The organism is Streptomyces sp. NBC_00525 (assembly GCF_036346595.1).
Taxonomy (GTDB): domain Bacteria; phylum Actinomycetota; class Actinomycetes; order Streptomycetales; family Streptomycetaceae; genus Streptomyces.
The window spans coordinates 1,659,633-1,675,653 of sequence record NZ_CP107834.1 but is presented as its reverse complement, the minus strand read 5'-3'; the positions used below and the strand labels follow the sequence as shown (position 1 = coordinate 1,675,653).

Here is a 16,021-nt window from a genome sequence, read left to right as displayed (position 1 = left end):
GAGACCGTGTCCGATTCACTCGCCGGCCGACTGCCGGCCCCGCCCAGGGGGACGACTGCGGCGTACGGGCAGCAGGGCTCGTCGGCCAACCTCGCCGACATCCTGGAAAGGGTGCTGGACAAGGGCGTCGTCATCGCCGGGGACATCCGGATCAACCTGCTCGACATCGAGCTGCTCACCATCAAGCTCCGGCTGCTCGTCGCCTCGGTCGACAAGGCCAAGGAGATGGGCATCGACTGGTGGGAGCACGATCCCTCGCTCTCCTCACGGGCCCGCCCGGCGCCCCGGCCGGAGGCGGGCCCCGAGGACGGCGCCCTGGCGGAGGAGAACGAGCGGCTGCGGGCCGAACTGGCCCGGCTGCGCTCGGCCGCGGGGCTCCCCGGCGCGGCCGCCGCCGAAGGACAGCCGGCCCCGGCCGCGGAGGAGGAGGCACGATGAACACGCGGACCGACCCGCCGGGCGGCCTGCCGGCCCCGGACGACGGGCAGCTGACGTACGTCTACGCCGTCGGCCGGGAGCGCCCCGCGCCCCACGACCCGGCCTCCCGCCCGGCGGGCGTGGACGGCGGACCGCTGTACCCGGTGACCGCGGGCGGGCTGTGCGCGCTCGTCTCCCGAGTACCGGCGGAGACCTTCGGCACCTCCGGCCTGACCGCTCAACTGGAGGACCTGGAACGGCTGGAGGCGCTCGCGCGGGTCCATCACGCCGTGGTCGACGCCGCGTTCGCCGAGGCACCGGTCCTGCCGATGCGGCTGGCCACCGTCTACCTGGACGACGCCGGGGTCGCCGGCACACTGCTCCGGCGACGGGAGGAGTTCGACGACCTGCTGGGCCGGCTGGAGGGCCACGTCGAACTGGGCCTGAAGGTCTACGCCGATCCCCGGACGGCCGACGCGCCCGCCCCGGACCCCGCCGCGACGACCACCGGAGCCGGCGCGGGGCGGGCCTATCTGCGGCAGCGCCAGGCGTCCCGGCGCAGCGGCCGGGACGCCCACCGGGCGGCGTCCGACCTGGTCGACCGCGCGGCCCGGCTGACCCGGGACATCGCCGCCGCGCGCGTGGTCCACCGCCCGCAGCAGGGGCGGCTCGCCGCCCGCCCCGGAGTGAACGTGGCCAACGAGGCGTACCTCGTCCCCCGGTCGCGCGCCGGCGAACTGCGCCGGGCGCTCACCGGCCTGGCCGACGGGGTCGCGGGAGTCGCGGTCGAGGTCACCGGGCCGTGGGCGCCCTACTCGTTCGCGACCGCGCCGTCCGCACAGGAGGGGGACGGCGGTGAGGGCCGGTGAGCACGGACATCGCCGGGGACGTCCTCGGCGGTCCCGAGCAGCGGCACGGGCCGCCCGTCGCCCTGATCGACCTCCTGGACCGCCTCCTGAACGGCGGCGCGGTGCTCACCGGAGACCTCGTCCTGTCCATCGCGGACGTCGACCTCGTCCACATCAACCTGCGGGCGGTCATCCGGTCGATCACCGGCGAGGAGCCGGCGCCGTGGTGAGCCGCACGCCGTTCGGACCATCCACCGCACCACCCGACGAGGAGGACCGCATGCCCCACGGCGACGGCGCCCGCAGGCTGGAGACCGACCCGGACACGGTCGAGCGGGACCTCATGAAGCTGGTGCTCACCCTCGTCGAACTGCTCCGTCAGCTCATGGAACGCACCGCCCTGCACCGGGTGGACGAGGGCGATCTGACCGAGCAGCAGGAGGAGCGCATCGGCATGACGCTGATGATCCTGCACGAGCGCATGACCGAACTGTGCGACCGGTACGACCTGACGATGGACGACCTCGATCTCGACCTCGGGCCGCTCGGCTCCCTGCTGTCGCACAACGACGCATGAGCGGGCCGCGCCCGGGGTTTCACGCACCACCTCAAGGCAAGGAGGACGCCATGACCACCGAAAAGGAAAGCAAGGGTCCCACCAGCAGCAAGGATTCCACCAGCAGCAAGGGCCCCACCAGCGGCAAGAGTTCCACCAGCGGCAAGGGAAGGACCACCACCGCCCGCAGGACGACCGGCACGGCGCGGAGCGCGGCCCGTGACACCAAGGACGCGGTCGCGGACGGCGCGAGCGAGGCCGGCGGGCTCACGCAGCGCGCCGGACAGACCGCCGCTTCCGGCCTCCGCGGCGGCCGGGAAGCGGTGACGGCCGGGGTGGCCAGGGCCGGGAGCGCGGCCGCCTCCGCGTGGACCGTCGTCAAGCTCAGGAAGGCGGTCGCCACCGGCGCCGCCGTGGGCGTGGTGAGCATCGCCGGGGCCGCCTTCGCCACCGGACGCGCCACCGCCAAGCCGCGTACCGGCCCGCTCACCCGGCTGGCCAACGGCAGGATCTGACCCGCCGGTCCACGGCCCGTTCCAGGGGCCGGCCCCGCGGCAGCATTGCCGGGGGCCGGCCCCTGGAGCCGTCTCAGCCCGCCGCGCGTGCCCCGGGCACACCGGGGGCCGGCGGGCCGATCAGCCGGCAGACCGTCTCGATGTCGGCGCGCACCTGCGCGGCGGAGGCCCGGCCGGACAGCCAGGCGATCAGCGCCGAGTGCCAGGTGTGCTCGATCACCCGCACGGCGCAGAGCTGCTGCGGCGTCGGGTGGCCGGTGTCCATCGCGTCCAGGATGATCGCGGTTGTGAGCCGCGAAACGGCGTCCACCTCGGGGCGCACGCCCCGGTCCGCGAACGTCAGCGCGCGCACCATCGCGTCCGCGAGCTGCGGTTCGCGCCGCAGCGCGCCGAAGGCCCGCAGCAGGGTGCCCGCCACCCGCGCCGCCGGGTCGTCCCCGGCCGGCGGGTGGTCGCGCAGATCGGTGCGCAGCCGCTGCAGCCGGTCCCGCAGCGTGGCGACGAGGAGGTGCACCTTGGACGGGAAGTACCGGTACAGGGTGCCGAGGGCGACCTCGGCGGCCACCGCGACCTCGCGCATCTGGACGGCCTCGAAGCCGCCCTCGCCGGCCAGGGCGGCGGTGGCCCGGAGGATGCGGCGGCGACGGGCCTCCTGGCGTTCCGTCAGGGGCGGCGATACCGGCCGGGCTTCCGCTGTCATGTGTCCCATCCCGCAGCCGGGGCGTGTGCCGTGGCGTGAATCACCTGATCCGGCCGTTGCACCGACGCTACCGACCGGTAGATTCGTAGCTCATTGAACCATCCAGTCTGAAACTTGTTCTAGATTAGCCACGGCGGTTACGCTCCGGCGAACAGAGCAGTGAGAAGGGGGCCGAGTGTGACCGCTGAGGCCGTGGAGTCGGGTCCCCGTACGGGCGTCGCCGCATCGGGCACGGACCCCGGCGACCGGCCGCTGCGCATCGCGCTCCTCACCTACAAGGGCAACCCCTTCTGCGGCGGCCAGGGCGTCTACGTACGCCACCTCGCCCGGGAACTCGCCCGCCTCGGACACAGCGTCGAGGTCATCGGCGCCCAGCCCTACCCGGTGCTCGACGAGGGCGTCCCGCTCACCGAACTGCCCAGCCTCGACCTCTACCGGCAGCCCGACCCGTTCCGCACCCCCGGACGCGACGAGTACCGGGACTGGATCGACGCCGCCGAGGTCGCCACGATGTGGACCGGCGGCTTCCCCGAACCGCTCACCTTCAGCCTGCGGGCCCGGCGCCACCTCGCCGCCCGGCGCGGCGAGTTCGACGTCGTCCACGACAACCAGACCCTGGGCTACGGGCTCCTCGCCGACCTCGGCGCCCCCCTCGTCACCACGATCCACCACCCCATCACCGTCGACCGGCAGCTCGACCTGGCCGCCGCCACGACCCGGCGCCGCCGCGCCTCCGTACGCCGCTGGTACGCGTTCACCCGCATGCAGAAGCGGGTCGCCCGCCGGCTGCCGTCCGTGCTCACCGTCTCCGGCTCCTCCAAGCAGGAGATCGTGGAGCACCTCGGCGTGGACCCGCGCCGCATCCGGGTCGTCCACATCGGCGCCGACACCGATCTGTGGTCGCCCGACCCCGCGGTCGCCGAGGTCCCCGGCCGGATCGTCACCACCTCCAGCGCCGACGTCCCGCTCAAGGGCCTCGTCCACCTCGTGGAGGCCCTCGCCAAGCTGCGTACCGGCAACCCCGCCGCCCACCTCGTGGTCGTCGGCAAGCGCGCCGAGGACGGCCCCGTCGCCCGCGCCATCGAGCGGCACGGCCTCGCGGACGCCGTCGAGTTCGTCAAGGGCATCAGCGACACCGAGCTGGTCGACCTGGTGCGCGGCGCCCAGATCGCCTGCGTCCCCTCCCTGTACGAGGGCTTCTCGCTGCCCGCCGCCGAGGCCATGGCCACCGGCACCCCGCTCGTCGCCACCACCGGCGGCGCCATCCCGGAGGTCACCGGCCCCGACGGCGAGACCTGCCTCGCGGTCCCGCCCGGCGACGCCGGCGCCCTCGCCGACGCGCTGGGCCGGCTGCTCGGCGACGCGGAGCTGCGCGCCCGGCTCGGGGCCGCCGGACGTGCCCGGGTGCTCGCCCGGTTCACCTGGAAGCAGGCCGCGATCGGCACCGTCGACCTCTACCGGCAGGCCATCGCCGCCCGCGCCGCCACCGGCCCCGGCGGCCGGCGATGACCCCGCCCCGCCCCTGACCCCGCCCCGACCGCTCCCGCCTCCACCCCCGACCGCGAAAGCAGGCATTCGTGCTGACCGTGGACTTCACCCGCTTCCCGCTCGCCGCCGGCGACCGCGTGCTCGACCTGGGGTGCGGCGCCGGACGCCACGCCTTCGAGTGCTACCGGCGCGGCGCCCGGGTGGTGGCCCTCGACCGCAACGGCGAGGAGATCCGCGAGGTCGCGAAGTGGTTCGCCGCGATGAAGGAGGCCGGTGAGGCCCCCGAGGGCGCCACCGCCACCGCGATGGAGGGCGACGCGCTGAACCTGCCCTTCCCCGACGAGTCCTTCGACGTCGTCATCATCTCCGAGGTCATGGAGCACATCCCCGACGACAAGGGCGTGCTCGCCGAGATGGTCCGCGTCCTGCGGCCCGGCGGCCGGATCGCCGTCACCGTCCCGCGCTACGGCCCCGAGAAGGTCTGCTGGACCCTCTCCGACGCGTACCACGAGGTCGAGGGCGGCCACATCCGCATCTACAAGGCCGACGAACTGCTGGCCAGGATGCGCGGCGCCGGCCTCAAGCCGTACGGCACCCACCACGCCCACGCGCTGCACTCCCCGTACTGGTGGCTCAAGTGCGCGTTCGGCGTCGACAACGACAAGGCGCTGCCGGTGAAGGCGTACCACAAGCTCCTGGTCTGGGACATCATGAAGAAGCCGGCCCTGACCCGGGTCGCCGAGCAGCTGCTCAACCCGGTCGTCGGCAAGAGCTTCGTGGCCTACGCGACCAAGCCGCACCTTCCCGTCAGCGCGGCGGAGGCCGCAGTCGCCGGGGCCGAGGCGTGAGCCTTCCCGAACGGACCGAACACCTCGTCCTGCCCGGCGTTCTCACCGCCGAACAGGCCGCCGAGACCGTCGCCGCACTGCGCGCCCTCCAGCGCCCGGACGGCGCCATCCCCTGGTTCCGCGGCCACCACCTCGACCCGTGGGACCACACCGAGGCCGCCATGGCCCTGGACGCGGCCGGCGAGCACACCGCCGCGGCCCGCGCCTACGAGTGGCTGGCCCGCCACCAGAACGGCGACGGCTCCTGGTACGCCGCCTACCACGACGGCGACCCCGGGCAGCCGACCGACCGGGGCCGCGAGACCAACTTCTGCGCCTACGTGGCCGTCGGCGTCTGGCACCACTACCTCGCCACCGGCGACGACGCCTTCGTGGACCGGATGTGGCCCACGGTCTACGCCGCCGTCGAGTTCGTCCTGCGCCTCCAGCAGCCCGGCGGCCAGATCGGCTGGAAGCGCGAGGCGGACGGCACGGCCGTGACGGACGCGCTGCTCACCGGCTCCTCCTCCATCCACCAGGCCCTGCGCTGCGCCCTCGCCCTCGCCGAACGCCGCGAGGAGCCCCAGCCCGACTGGGAGCTGGCGACCGGGGCCCTGGGCCACGCCATCCGCAGCCACCCCGAACGCTTCCTCGACAAGAGCCGCTACTCGATGGACTGGTACTACCCGGTCCTCGGCGGCGCCGTCACCGGTGCCGCCGCCAAGAAGCGCATCGAAGAGGGCTGGGACGACTTCGTCGTGCCGGACCTCGGGGTGCGCTGCGTACTGCCCAACCCGTGGGTCACCGGCGGCGAGAGCTGCGAACTCGCCCTGGCCCTGTGGGTGATGGGCGAGTCCGACCGGGCGCTGGAGATCCTCCAGTCCATCCAGCACCTGCGGGCCGGGGGCGGCCTGTACTGGACGGGTTACGTCTTCGAGGGCAACAAGGCGTTCTGGCCCGAGGAGCACACCTCCTGGACGGCCGGTTCCCTGCTCCTCGCGGTGGCGGCGCTCGGCGGCGACGAGGCCACGACCGCCGTCTTCGGCGGCGACCGGCTGCCGAGCGGCCTGGAACCGGACTGCTGCGACTGAACGGCGCACGGCGGCCGGATATCCGCATGTGGAGCCGGGTGCGGTCGCACTAGGGTGCGGGTATGGGTCTTCTGACGCACGAGCGTTACTGCGATGAAATCGTCCGGCTGACCGAGGAGTTGAGAGCGGCACTACGGGGCGCCGACCTCACCGCGACCGTACCGACCTGCCCCGACTGGACCCTGCGCGAACTCGCCGAGCACGTGGGCCGCGCCCACCGCTGGGCCGGTGAGATCGTCCGCACCCGCTCCGCCGAGGTGGTGCCGGAGGACAAGGTGCCGGACGACAGCCCCGCCGACGACGACCCCGCCACCCTCGACGCCTGGCTGGCCGCGGGGGCGGCCGGGACCGCCGCCGCGCTGCGCGAGGCCGGGCCGGACACCGAGGTGTGGACCTGGGCCTGGGAGCGGAGGGCCGGCTTCTGGGCGCGCCGCATGACCCTCGAAACCGTCGTCCACCTCGCCGACGCGGCCCTCACCGCGAACGTCCCCTACACGATGACGCCCGAGCTGGCCGCCGACACGATCGACGAGTGGCTGCAGATCGTGGTCTTCGCGCAGGCCGACGGCGACCGCGATGTCGCCGAGCTGCGCGGGGCCGCCCGCTCCCTGCACCTGCACGCCACCGACGTACCCGACGCCGAGTGGCTGATCGAGATCGGCGAGGACGGGGTGACCTGGCGGCGGGCGCACGCCAAGGCGGACGTGGCACTGCGCGGGTCGCTCACCGACCTGATGCTGGTCTTCAACCGCCGCCTCGCCCCCGACAGCGACCGGGTGGAGGTCCTGGGCGACGCCGCGCTGCTGGACTTCTGGCTGGCCCGCACCACCTTCGGCTGAGCCGCGCGGCCCGGCCCCCCGGTGTGCGGGCCGGGCCGGTCCGGGCCAAGCTGGACGGGCGGCCCCACCGTCCCGGCCGCCCCGGAGGTGCCGATGGACCCGGTCACGGCCCTGGAACGGATCGCCTTCCTGCTGGAACGCGGCAGGGCGGTCACCTACCGCGTCCAGGCGTTCCGCACCGCCGCGCGCACCGTCGCCGCGATGGACGACGGCGAGCCGGCCCGCCGTGTCGCGGACGGCTCGCTGGAACGGGTCAAGGGCATCGGCCCCCGCACCGCCCAGGTCGTCCGGGAGGCGCTGGCCGGGCGGACCCCCGGCTACCTGGACCGGCTGGAGTCCGAGGCGGCGAGCGCCGGGCCCCTCGCACAGGGCGGCGAGCACCTGCTGTCGCTGCTGCGCGGCGACTGCCACACGCACTCCGACTGGTCGGACGGCGGCAGCCCCATCGAGGAGATGGGCCGCGCGGCGGCGGAACTGGGCCACGACTGGACGGTCCTCACCGACCACTCGCCCCGCCTCACCGTCGCCCACGGCCTCTCGCCCGAGCGGCTGCGCCGGCAACTCGACGAGGTCGCCGCACTCAACGAGCGCTGGGCACCGTTCAGGCTGCTCACCGGCATCGAGTGCGACATCCACCGCGACGGCTCCCTCGACCAGGAAGAGGACCTCCTGGAACAGGTGGACCTCGTCGTCGTGTCCGTCCACTCCGAACTCCGCATGGACGCCGCCCCGATGACCCGCCGGATGGTCGCCGCCGTACGCCACCCGCAGGCGAACGTCCTCGGCCACTGCACCGGACGCCTCGTCACCGGAAAGGGCCGCCCCGAATCCGCGTTCGACGCCGACGAGGTCTTCGCCGCCTGCGCCGACGCGGGCACCGCCGTCGAGATCAACAGCAGGCCCGAACGGCTCGACCCGCCCCGCCGGCTGCTGCACCGGGCCGTGGCGGCGGGCACCCTGTTCGCCGTCGACACCGACGCGCACGCGCCGGGCCAGCTCGACTGGCAGGCGTACGGCTGCGCCCGTGCCGAGGAGTGCGGCGTACCGCCGGAGCGCGTGGTCACCACCTGGTCCGCGGACGAACTGCTGCGCTGGACCCGTACGGGCGAGATCCCGGAACGGGCGGCCGGCTGAACCCGGCCGGGAACGGCAGCGGCCCCCGCCCGGAAGGGGGCGGGGGCCGCTGACAGGACCGGACGGCGGGCGTCAGCCGCGCTGGATGCCCGAGGTGTCCTGGAGGACGCCGCGACGGCCGTCCTGCGTCTGGGCGATCAGCGCCGAACCGCGCTGCTCGACCGCGAGGTACCAGGTGCCCGGCGCCAGTTCGGCGATCGGGGCCTGCGAACCGTCCTCGTTGTACAGCGGACGGGCCACCGGCACCGCGAACCAGAACGCGGTGAACTCGCCGGACTGCCCGCCGGCCGCCGGGGTCTGCGGCGCCGGAGCCTTCTGCGCGTCGGGCTGACCCGGCTGCTGCGCACCGTACGGCTGCGGCTGGCCCTGCTGGCCGCCGAACGCCGGCTGCGGACCACCGGGGTAGCCGTAGCCCTGGCCGGGCTGCGCGCCGTACGGCGGCTGCACGGCCTGCGGGTTCGGGGCGCCCGCGAGCGGGGCCTTGAGCGCCGGAACCAGCGGCGACGCGACCGCGCCCGCGGCCAGCGCCAGCGAGGCGATGAAGCCGAGGATCAGGCCGGCGCCCGCGTCGATCTGGCCGAGGTCGATGATCGTCCAGAACATGTTCCACGCGGTGAAAACCGTGGCGGCGACGCCGAACTGGGCGAGGTCGAGACCCACGATCTTGCGCGGCTGGGGCTGCGAGCGGGAGAGCACGATCAGTGCTGCGCCGATCACCCCGACCATGTAGACGCCGATGCCGTTGCCCAGGGAGTCCCAGGAGTTGGGGGCGTCGACGTTGCTGCTTCCGTAGTCGAAGTAGTCGAGGAACGAGGCGATGAACAGCACGACCGCTGCTCCGATCACCACGCCATCGCCTCGAGTGAGGGAGCGGATATTCACGTGAAGGTCCTTAGTCGGTCGTCTCGTCGGGGGCGGTCGTCGTTGCCGCCGGATACACGGCTGGCACGGCTCGAAGCTCGGGAACGGCTCCCCATCGTACGGGTGAATGTATCGTCTGCTCGTGCGGGTCGTGTTGCTGCCCGCCGGGTGCGCGGACATCCTCCCGAATTCATCGCAGAATCACCCCTTGCCTACCCCTTGAGGTAGCTGCTGATCCCGTCCGCGATGCCCTGGGCGGCCTTCTGGCGCCAACCCGCGTCGGTGAGCAGGGCGGCATCCTTGGGATCACGCATATTGCCGCATTCGATGAACACTTTGGGCACGGTCGACAAATTAAGTCCGCCGAGATCCTTGCGAACGTCCAAACCGGTTTTGCCGCCGACATAATTGGAAGGGGAACTTCCGGTACTGCGTACGAACAGACCCGCGATTCGGGTACCGAGGTCGCGCGAGGGCTCGACGATCTTCGACGTGTCCGCGCCCCCGCCGCGCACCGCCGCCGGGAGGATCACATGGAAGCCCCGGTTGCCCGCGGCCGACCCGTCCGCGTGGATCGAGACCACCGCGTCCGCGTGCTCCCGGTTGCCGATCCGCGCCCGTTCGTCCACACAGGGCCCGAACGCCCGGTCGCGGTCGTACGTCAGGACCACATCGGCGCCCTCGGCGCGCAGCAGCTTCCGCAGCCGGTGCGCCACGTCGAGCGTGAACTCCGCCTCGGCGTAACCCCCGTTGGTGGCGGTCCCGGTGGTGTCGCACGCCTTGTGCCCGGTGCCGATGTCCACCTGGCGGTTGATCTCGGCGGTGTGCAGGTGGTTCGTCGGGTTGTGGCCGGGGTCGATGACCACCGTCTTCCCGGACAGCGGCCCGGTGGGGGCGGCCGGGGTCCTCGACACGGACGCCGAGGGGGAGGCGGTCCTCGACGGCGACTTCACCGGCGTCGGCACGGCCGACGACGGGGCCGGGGCGGAGGGCGCGGGCGTGGCGGCCCCGGTGGCAGTCGGCCCGGCCTGCCCCCGCACGGGGCCGTCCCCGTCGCCGCAGCCGGCCAGGCCCAGGCACAGCAGGGCAGCGGCGGCGGCGAGCCGGAGCGGCCGGCGCGGGGTGGCGGGAAGGCTCTCGTCGTGACGCACCCGGCGATGCTACCGGCCGGACCCGCCGCTGTCCGGGCCGTCCGCGGACCGGCCGCCGCGCACGGCGGCGGCCCTCAGATGCCGGGACCGGTACGGCGCAGCACCCGCAGCGAGTCCGTGACGGAGACCTCCGTGAACGCCCCCGACTCCAGCGCCCGCAGATACACCCGGTACGGGGCCTGGCCGCCGTGCGCCGGGTCCGGGAACACGTCGTGGATCACCAGCAGCCCGCCCTCCACGACGTGCGGCGCCCAGCCCTCGTAGTCGCCGGCCGCGTGCTCGTCGGTGTGGCCGCCGTCGATGAAGACGAAGCCGAGCGGGCCCGCCCACACCGCCGCCACCTGCGGCGACCGCCCCACCAGCGCCACCACGTGGTCCTCCAGGCCCGCCGCGTGCAGCGTCCTGCGGAAGGTGGGCAGGGTGTCCATCCGGCCCACCTCCGGGTCCACCACGGTCGGGTCGTGGTACTCCCAGCCGGGCTGCTGCTCCTCGCTGCCCCGGTGGTGGTCCACGGTGAGCGCGGTCACCCCGGCCGCCCGCGCCGCGTCGGCGATCAGGATCGTGGAGCGCCCGCAGTAGGTGCCGACCTCCAGCAGCGGCAGGCCGAGCGCGGCGGCCGCGGTCGCGGCCTCGTACAGGGCGAGCCCCTCGACCACCGGCATGAAGCCCTTGGCGGCCTGGAAGGCGGCGAGAATCTCCGGCTCGGGCTCGGCGGCCACGGTGTTCCTCCTGGTGGGCGGTGCTGCGACGACGTGCGGGACGGCGCCATCGTGCCGTACGCCCCGGCCGGACACACCGGCGGGGCGGACGAGCCGGGGCCCGCCGCCCGATCGGGTCTACGTCGGCCCCGGCGACCGGCGCCCCGCCGCGTCCGGCACCCGGTCGCGCAAGCCGGTGTGCCGGGCGGCCGCGTCGCCCTCGGCGCTCGCGAGCAGGACCGGCGCGGTGGCCGTGCGCCGGGACGGCAGGAACGAGGCGAGGACGAGACCGGCGACCACCGCGCAGGTCGCGATGAGGAACGAGATGCGGAAGCCCTTCATGGTGGGCACCTCGACCGCGCCCATCCGGGTCGAGGTGTGGGCCAGGACCATGCCGATGACCGCGCTGGACACCGAGGTGCCGATGGAGCGCATCAGGGTGTTCAGACCGTTGGCGGCACCGGTCTCGGAGACGTCCACGGCGCCGATGATCAGCGCGGGCAGCGAGGAGTAGGCGAGCCCGATGCCGGCGCCGAGCAGGACGGAGATCAGCACGGTCTGCCAGGTGGCGCTCATCAGCCCGAGCCCGGCCCCGTAACCGATCGCGATCACCAGCAGGCCGAGCATCAGCGACACCTTGGGGCCCCGGCGGGCGGAGATCCGCGCGTACAGCGGGGCGACGAGCATCATCGTCAGGCCCAGCGGGGCCACGCACAGCCCGGCGACCACCATCGACCGGCCGAGGCCGTAGCCGGTGGAGGCCGGCAGCTGGAGCAGCTGGGGCAGGACGAGGGAGACGGCGTAGAAGGCGACGCCGATCATGATCGACGCGAGGTTGGTCAGCAGCACCTCGCGGCGGGCCGTGGTCCGCAGATCGACCAGCGGCGCCTCGGTGCGCAGCTCGAACAGCCCCCACAGCACCAGGACGACCAGCGAGGCGGCGAGCAGCCCGAGCGTGATGGGGGAGGCCCAGCCCCAGTCGCCGCCCTTGGTGACGGGCAGCAGCAGGAGCACCAGACCCAGCGAGAGGCCGAGCGCGCCGACGAGGTCGAAGCGGCCGGGCGCGCGCAGCGTGCTCTCCGGGACCGCGTACAGGGTCAGCGCCATGGCCAGCGCGCCGAGCCCGGCGGAGCCGAGGAACAGGGCGTGCCAGTCGGTGTGCTGGGCGACGAGCGCGGCGCCCGGCAGCGCGAGCCCGCCGCCGACCCCGATGGACGAACTCATCAGCGCCATCGCCGAGCCCAGCCTCTCGCGCGGCAGCTCGTCGCGCATGATGCCGATGCCCAGCGGGATCGCGCCCATGGCGAAGCCCTGGAGCGAGCGGCCCGTGATCATGATCACGAGGTCGTCGGTGAAGGCGCATATGAGGGAGCCGACGACCATGACGCCGAGGCTGGCCAGCAGCATCCCGCGCTTGCCGTACAGGTCTCCGAGCCGCCCCATGATCGGGGTGGCGACGGCCCCGGCGAGCAGCGTGGCGGTCATCACCCAGGTCGCGTCGGACGGGGAGGTGTGCAGCAGCGCGGGCAGGTCCTTGAAGACGGGGACGAGCAGGGTTTGCATCACGGCGACGGTGATCCCCGCGAAGGCGAGCACGGGGACGATCCCCCGGCCGTGCGGCGTCGGTAACATGCGGGCGGCCTCCGGGCGGCGGTGAGGGGTGGTGCGGGCGGTGGCGCGGCCGGGCCGGGCGGCGCCGACCGCCAAGTCTGTGCAGGGTGAACCTTGTTCGGCTACGGCGTATTCCGGTGCACGGGGTGCGAACCGGCCGCACGCACACGCGGGCGCACACACCGCACCCGCGTGTGCGTGCGGGTCCTACGCCGCCGGACCGAGCGGGACCGGACCCGAAACCGATGTACGGGGTGCACGGCGGCTGCGAGTATGACACCCATGGTTGACGTCACCACCCCCGCACCGCCCACCGAACGCTCCGGGACCCGCACCTGGGCGGTGGTCCTCGCCGCATGCGTCGGGCAGTTCCTCGTGGTGCTCGACGTGTCCGTCGTCAACGTCGCCCTCCCGTCCATGCGCGCCGACCTCGGGCTGAGCACCACCGGCCTGCAATGGGTCCTCAACGCGTACTCCATCGCCTTCGCCGGGTTCATGCTGCTGGGCGGGCGGGCCGCCGACCTCTACGGCCGCAAGCTGATGTTCCTCGTCGGCCTCGGCCTGTTCACCGCCGCCTCGCTGGCCGGCGGGCTCGCCCAGGAGGGCTGGCAGCTGCTGGCCGCCCGCGCCGCGCAGGGCCTCGGCGCCGCCGTCCTCGCCCCGGCCACCCTCACCCTGCTCACCGCCGCCGTCCCCGAGGGCCCCGCCCGCGCCCGGGCCATCGGCACCTGGATGGCGGTCGGCGCGGGCGGCGGCGCGGCCGGCGGACTGGTCGGCGGGGTGCTCACCGACGCGCTGTCCTGGCGCTGGGTGCTGCTGATCAACGTGCCCATCGGGGTGCTGGTGCTGATCGGCGCCGTGCTGTGGCTCGCCGAGGGCCGCGCGGCGGGCCGCAGCCGCGTCGACCTGCTGGGCGCCGTCCTCGTCACGGCGGGCCTCGCCGCAACCGCGTACGGCATCGTGCAGACCGAGGCGGTGGGGTGGACGGCCGCCGCGACCCTGGTCCCGCTGGTCGGCGGACCCGTCCTGCTCGCCCTGTTCACCCTCGTGGAGGCCCGCACCGCGAGCCCCCTGATGCCGCTGCGGGTGCTCGGGGCACGGGCGGTGGCCTCGGCGAACGTCGCCATGCTCGTCATGGGCTCCGCCACGTTCGCCATGTGGTACTTCATGACGGTGTACGCGCAGAACATCCTGGGCTACAGCGCGCTGGCGGCCGGGCTCGCCCTGATGCCGTCCTCGCTGGCCGTCGTCGCCGGCTCCAAGGCCGCGCCCCGGCTGATGGCCCGCGTCGGCGCGAAGAACCTCGCGCTCCTGGGCACCGCCGTCGCCGCCGCGGGCTTCGGCTGGCAGTCCACGATGACCGCGCACGGCTCCTTCCTCACCGCGGTCTGCCTGCCCGGTGTGCTGATGATGGCCGGGGCCGGGCTCGCCTCCACCCCGCTCGCCTCGCTGGCCACGTCGGGCGCGGCGCCGGGGGAGGCCGGCCTCGTCTCGGGCTTGGTCAACACCTCGCGGACGATGGGCGGCGCGCTGGGCCTGGCGGTGCTCTCCACGGTCGCCGCGGCCCGCACCGGCGACGCGACGGACCCGGCCGCGCTGACCGCCGGCTACGCGCTGGCCTTCCGCACCGCGGGCTGCGTCCTGCTGGCCGGGCTGCTGCTGATGCTGCTCTGGCTCCCGCGCCACCGCCCGGCCCGGGAACGGACGGTACGGGCCTGAGCGGCGGGGTGCCGGGGCGGCGCGGCCGGGCTACGGAGCCGGGCCAGGGGGCCGGGGCTGCGGGGCCGGGGCTGCGGGGCCGGGCCGAGGGCCGGGCGCCGTTCGGGGGCGCCGGGCCCGTTCACTTCCGTTCGTACAGCGTCACCCTGCGCCCCCGTACCCGCTCGTCCGCGACGATGCCGAAGTGCTCCCTCAGCACCGCGGCCTTCACCCGCTCGCGCCGCGCGTGCTCGGTGCGGGCCGCCTCCGGCGCGTCCGTCACCAGCAGTATCCGCCGCTCCGCCAGCATCGCCTCCCGTATCCGGTCCGGAGCGGCCTCCACCCCGCTCAGCGTCCCGGACGCGAGCGGACCCCGCACCAGCGCTATGTCCCGCAGACCGGTGAACGCCTCCGGCGACACCTGACTGGCGTCGCGCCGGGCGCTCGGCAGGAACACCACCGCCGTCCCCGGCTCCTTCAGCCGCCGCACGTCCGCCGCCATGGCCAGCACGTCGTCCACCCGGCTCGACGGCGACCGCTTGGCCAGCGACTGCGGCAGCAGCGCCGCCACCACGCACACCAGCAGCGCCGGTACGAGCCACCGCGACGCCGCCGGGAACCGGGGCGCCGCCACCCGCACCGCCGCGGCGCACACACCTCCCGCCAGCAGCGCCAGGCCCAGCATGCTGAACAGCACATAGCGGTCCAGGAACAGCGGCTTGCCCAGCGAGACGGCGACCAGGCCCAGCTGCGGAACCGCCAGCAGCGGCAGCCCCACCGAGGCCACCGAGAGCCGCCCCGCACCCGGCCGGTCGGCCAGGGCCGCGAGAGCGCCGAGCGTCAGCAGCACACCGGGGCCGATCAGCATGTGCCAGGTCAGCGGCGGTATCCAGGACACCTGCCCGGCCTGGCCCGCCGTGAACAGGACCAGCGGCAGCGCACCCGCCACCGCGCCCGCCGACGCCACCGCCCAGCGCCCTGCCACCCGCCGCCCCGCCCCGCTCCACACCAGCGTCGCCAGATGCGCGGGCAGGACGAGCAGCGAGAACCAGTTCAGCAGCGCGCCGAACAGGACCGCGCCCGCGTACGCCGCCCAGCGCCCCCAGCCGCCGTTCCCCTGGACCAGCGTTACCAGGAGCAGCGTCGCGACCCCGGCCCCCGCCGCGACCAGCGCGTACGGGCGGCCCTCCTGGAGGTAGAACTGCACCGCCGGCAACAGCCCGAGGACCATGCCGCCGCCCAGCCCCGCCCAGCGCCCGGCCAGCCGCTCGCCGACGGCCGCCACACACGCCGCCGCCACCGCCATGGCCAGCACGGACGGCAGCCGCAGCGTCGTGGTCGTCGGCCCGAACCAGTCGAACAGGCCGTGCATCAGCAGGTAGTACAGCCCGTGCACCGCGTCCACCTGGCCCAGCAGGGTTCGTATGTCGGCGGTGGACCGCAGCGCCACCTGCCAGGTCGCGGCCTCGTCCCGCCATAAGCTGCCCTGCCGCGAGAGCCCCCAGAGCCCGAGGGCCAGCGTCCAGAGCGCCGGTACGAGCCAGAGCGGAGCGGCGCGCCGGGGCGCGGAGCCGGAAGAAGACATGA

The 16,021-nt window shown here is 74.4% G+C and carries 17 protein-coding genes; 11 read left to right on the top strand and 6 right to left on the bottom strand.

Going from position 1 to position 16,021, the window contains the following annotated elements; genetic code table 11:
- Positions 1-6 precede the first annotated feature (6 nt).
- From OG710_RS07420 to OG710_RS07400, 5 genes are read left to right on the top strand one after another with little or no spacing between them, the layout of a single operon-like run.
- Entirely contained in the window at positions 7-438 is a 432-nt protein-coding gene (locus OG710_RS07420; RefSeq protein ID WP_330238613.1) for a gas vesicle protein, read from the top strand.
- On the top strand, positions 435-1,286 hold the full coding sequence (locus OG710_RS07415) for a GvpL/GvpF family gas vesicle protein (protein WP_330238612.1): 852 nt from the start codon (positions 435-437) through the stop codon (positions 1,284-1,286). Before OG710_RS07420 ends, OG710_RS07415 begins: the two co-directional genes overlap by 4 nt.
- A complete protein-coding gene (locus OG710_RS07410; RefSeq protein WP_330238611.1) occupies positions 1,283-1,495 on the top strand; it encodes a gas vesicle protein in 213 nt (70 codons plus the stop codon). Before OG710_RS07415 ends, OG710_RS07410 begins: the two co-directional genes overlap by 4 nt.
- A complete protein-coding gene (locus OG710_RS07405) occupies positions 1,489-1,842 on the top strand; it encodes a gas vesicle protein K (RefSeq protein WP_443064227.1) in 354 nt (117 codons plus the stop codon). The genes OG710_RS07410 and OG710_RS07405 overlap by 7 nt, the downstream gene beginning before the upstream one ends.
- 50 nt (positions 1,843-1,892) lie before the next feature.
- Entirely contained in the window at positions 1,893-2,336 is a 444-nt protein-coding gene (locus OG710_RS07400; protein WP_330238609.1) for a hypothetical protein, read from the top strand.
- Between the two features lie 73 nt (positions 2,337-2,409).
- Here OG710_RS07400 and OG710_RS07395 read toward each other — a convergent pair whose 3' ends face one another.
- Entirely contained in the window at positions 2,410-3,036 is a 627-nt protein-coding gene (locus tag OG710_RS07395; protein WP_330238608.1) for a TetR family transcriptional regulator, read from the bottom strand.
- A gap of 177 nt (positions 3,037-3,213) precedes the next feature.
- On the opposite strand from OG710_RS07395, the gene OG710_RS07390 reads away from it, so the two are divergent.
- The 5 genes from OG710_RS07390 to OG710_RS07370 all read left to right on the top strand — a co-directional run bounded on the left by OG710_RS07390 (position 3,214) and on the right by OG710_RS07370 (position 8,415).
- Entirely contained in the window at positions 3,214-4,545 is a 1,332-nt protein-coding gene (locus OG710_RS07390) for a glycosyltransferase family 4 protein (RefSeq protein ID WP_111332087.1), read from the top strand.
- A 68-nt stretch (positions 4,546-4,613) separates the two neighbouring features.
- A complete protein-coding gene (locus OG710_RS07385) occupies positions 4,614-5,372 on the top strand; it encodes a class I SAM-dependent methyltransferase (RefSeq protein WP_330238607.1) in 759 nt (252 codons plus the stop codon).
- On the top strand, positions 5,369-6,442 hold the full coding sequence (locus tag OG710_RS07380) for a prenyltransferase/squalene oxidase repeat-containing protein (protein ID WP_330238606.1): 1,074 nt from the start codon (positions 5,369-5,371) through the stop codon (positions 6,440-6,442). The genes OG710_RS07385 and OG710_RS07380 overlap by 4 nt, the downstream gene beginning before the upstream one ends.
- A 62-nt stretch (positions 6,443-6,504) precedes the next feature.
- A complete protein-coding gene (locus OG710_RS07375) occupies positions 6,505-7,281 on the top strand; it encodes a maleylpyruvate isomerase family mycothiol-dependent enzyme (protein ID WP_330238605.1) in 777 nt (258 codons plus the stop codon).
- A 93-nt stretch (positions 7,282-7,374) separates the two neighbouring features.
- The gene (locus tag OG710_RS07370) at positions 7,375-8,415 is read left to right on the top strand and encodes a PHP domain-containing protein (RefSeq protein WP_330238604.1); all 1,041 of its coding nucleotides are present in this window, start codon (positions 7,375-7,377) and stop codon (positions 8,413-8,415) included.
- Positions 8,416-8,487: 72 nt separating this feature from the next.
- Here OG710_RS07370 and OG710_RS07365 read toward each other — a convergent pair whose 3' ends face one another.
- The 4 genes from OG710_RS07365 to OG710_RS07350 form a co-directional block, all read right to left on the bottom strand.
- A complete protein-coding gene (locus OG710_RS07365; protein ID WP_330238603.1) occupies positions 8,488-9,264 on the bottom strand; it encodes a hypothetical protein in 777 nt (258 codons plus the stop codon).
- A gap of 224 nt (positions 9,265-9,488) precedes the next feature.
- On the bottom strand, positions 9,489-10,427 hold the full coding sequence (locus tag OG710_RS07360) for an N-acetylmuramoyl-L-alanine amidase (protein ID WP_330238602.1): 939 nt from the start codon (positions 10,425-10,427) through the stop codon (positions 9,489-9,491).
- Between the two features lie 74 nt (positions 10,428-10,501).
- Entirely contained in the window at positions 10,502-11,146 is a 645-nt protein-coding gene (locus OG710_RS07355) for a class I SAM-dependent methyltransferase (RefSeq protein WP_330238601.1), read from the bottom strand.
- A gap of 117 nt (positions 11,147-11,263) precedes the next feature.
- On the bottom strand, positions 11,264-12,757 hold the full coding sequence (locus OG710_RS07350) for an MFS transporter (RefSeq protein WP_330242184.1): 1,494 nt from the start codon (positions 12,755-12,757) through the stop codon (positions 11,264-11,266).
- Between the two features lie 252 nt (positions 12,758-13,009).
- On the opposite strand from OG710_RS07350, the gene OG710_RS07345 reads away from it, so the two are divergent.
- Positions 13,010-14,455 (top strand): MFS transporter, encoded by a 1,446-nt coding sequence (locus tag OG710_RS07345; protein ID WP_330238600.1) that lies wholly within the window; start codon positions 13,010-13,012, stop codon positions 14,453-14,455.
- A 121-nt stretch (positions 14,456-14,576) separates the two neighbouring features.
- On the opposite strand, the gene OG710_RS07340 is transcribed toward OG710_RS07345, so the two are convergent.
- Positions 14,577-16,019: a glycosyltransferase family 39 protein gene (locus tag OG710_RS07340; protein WP_330238599.1), complete on the bottom strand. Its 1,443-nt coding sequence runs from the start codon at positions 16,017-16,019 to the stop codon at positions 14,577-14,579.
- Positions 16,020-16,021 lie beyond the last annotated feature (2 nt).